The sequence below is a fragment of the Pseudomonas sp. genome (assembly GCF_050739655.1).
GTDB lineage: Bacteria > Pseudomonadota > Gammaproteobacteria > Pseudomonadales > Pseudomonadaceae > Aquipseudomonas.
Map to the genome: position 1 here is coordinate 2,501 of NZ_JBOIBY010000304.1, position 2,344 is coordinate 4,844.

1 rRNA gene (only partly in view) is annotated in these 2,344 nt (G+C 53.5%); it reads left to right on the forward strand.

The features are described 5' to 3' along the window. Positions 1–2,344: ribosomal RNA gene (locus ACRESJ_RS14750) — 23S ribosomal RNA — on the forward strand; its annotated part reaches 162 nt to the left of the window's first position; the annotation flags it as partial.

Sequence of the window (2,344 nt, forward strand, 5' to 3'; positions counted from 1 at the left end):
GCTGCTGGAAGCGAACCTGGTGAACTGAAATATCTAAGTAACCAGAGGAAAAGAAATCAACCGAGATTCCCTGAGTAGCGACGAGCGAACGGGGACTAGCCCTTAAGCTGGAATGGTTCTAGAAAAACAGCCTGGAACGGCTGGCCATAGAAGGTGATAGCCCTGTATTTAAAAGGGCCACTCCAGTGAAGACGAGTAGGGCGGGGCACGTGAAACCCTGTCTGAACATGGGGGGACCATCCTCCAAGGCTAAATACTACTGACCGACCGATAGTGAACCAGTACCGTGAGGGAAAGGCGAAAAGAACCCCGGAGAGGGGAGTGAAATAGATCCTGAAACCGTGTGCGTACAAGCAGTAGGAGCTCGAAAGAGTGACTGCGTACCTTTTGTATAATGGGTCAGCGACTTACTGTTCGTGGCAAGCTTAACCGTATAGGGGAGGCGAAGGGAAACCGAGTCTGATAAGGGCGCATAGTCGCGGGCAGTAGACCCGAAACCGGGTGATCTAGTCATGGCCAGGGTGAAGGTGCCGTAACAGGTACTGGAGGCCCGAACCCACGTCTGTTGCAAAAGACGGGGATGAGCTGTGATTAGGAGTGAAAAGCTAATCGAACCCGGAGATAGCTGGTTCTCCTCGAAAGCTATTTAGGTAGCGCCTCATATGTATCCTCTCGGGGGTAGAGCACTGTTATGGCTAGGGGGTCATCGCGACTTACCAAACCATTGCAAACTCCGAATACCGAGACGGACTGTATGGGAGACACACGGCGGGTGCTAACGTCCGTCGGGAAAAGGGAAACAACCCAGACCCACAGCTAAGGTCCCAAATTCACTGCTAAGTGGAAAACCATGTGGAAAGGCACAGACAGCCAGGAGGTTGGCTTAGAAGCAGCCACCCTTTAAAGAAAGCGTAATAGCTCACTGGTCGAGTCGGTCTGCGGGGAAGATTTAACGGGGCTAAGCAGTGAACCGAAGCTTGGGGTGTGCATATTTATATGTACGCGGTAGAGGAGCGTTCCGTAAGCCGTTGAAGGTGGATTGAGAAGTCTGCTGGAGGTATCGGAAGTGCGAATGCTGACATGAGTAACGATAATGCGGGTGAAAAACCCGCACGCCGAAAGCCCAAGGTTTCCTTGCGCAACGTTAATCGGCGCAGGGTGAGTCGGCCCCTAAGGCGAGGACGAAAGTCGTAGTCGATGGGAAGCAGGTTAATATTCCTGCACCTCGCGTAAGTGCGATGGAGGGACGGAGAAGGTTAGGTGTACCCGGCGTTGGTTGTCCGGGGGAAAGGCGGTAGGTTTGGATCTTTGGCAAATCCGGGATCCTTTAAGACCGAGCACCGAGACGAGTCTTTAAGACAAAGTCACTGATACCACGCTTCCAGGAAAAGCTCCTAAGCTTCAGCTTACGCAGACCGTACCGTAAACCGACACAGGTGGGTAGGATGAGAATTCTCAGGCGCTTGAGAGAACTCGGGTGAAGGAACTAGGCAACATGGCACCGTAACTTCGGGAGAAGGTGCGCCCTTTTTGGTGGCTCATGCGAGCTATAGCTGAAGAGGGCCGCAGAAACCAGGCCGCTGCGACTGTTTATCAAAAACACAGCACTCTGCAAACACGAAAGTGGACGTATAGGGTGTGACGCCTGCCCGGTGCTGGAAGGTTAATTGATGGGGTCAGCCGCAAGGCGAAGCTCTTGATCGAAGCCCCAGTAAACGGCGGCCGTAACTATAACGGTCCTAAGGTAGCGAAATTCCTTGTCGGGTAAGTTCCGACCTGCACGAATGGCGTAACGACAGCGGCGCTGTCTCCACCCGAGACTCAGTGAAATTGAAATCGCTGTGAAGATGCAGCGTTCCCGTGGCAAGACGGAAAGACCCCGTGAACCTTTACTATAGCTTTACACTGAACGTTGAGTTCGTCTGTGTAGGATAGGTGGGAGGCTATGAAACCATGGCGCTAGCTGTGGTGGAGCCATCCTTGAAATACCACCCTGTCGTGCTTGACGTTCTAACCTGGGCCCATTATCTGGGTCGGGGACCGTGTATGGTGGGTAGTTTGACTGGGGCGGTCTCCTCCTAAAGAGTAACGGAGGAGCTCGAAGGTACGCTCAGCGCGGTCGGACATCGCGCACTGTGTGCAAAGGCATAAGCGTGCTTGACTGCAAGATCGACGGATCAAGCAGGTGCGAAAGCAGGTCTTAGTGATCCGGTGGTTCTGTATGGAAGGGCCATCGCTCAACGGATAAAAGGTACTCCGGGGATAACAGGCTGATACCGCCCAAGAGTTCATATCGACGGCGGTGTTTGGCACCTCGATGTCGGCTCATCACATCCTGGGGCTG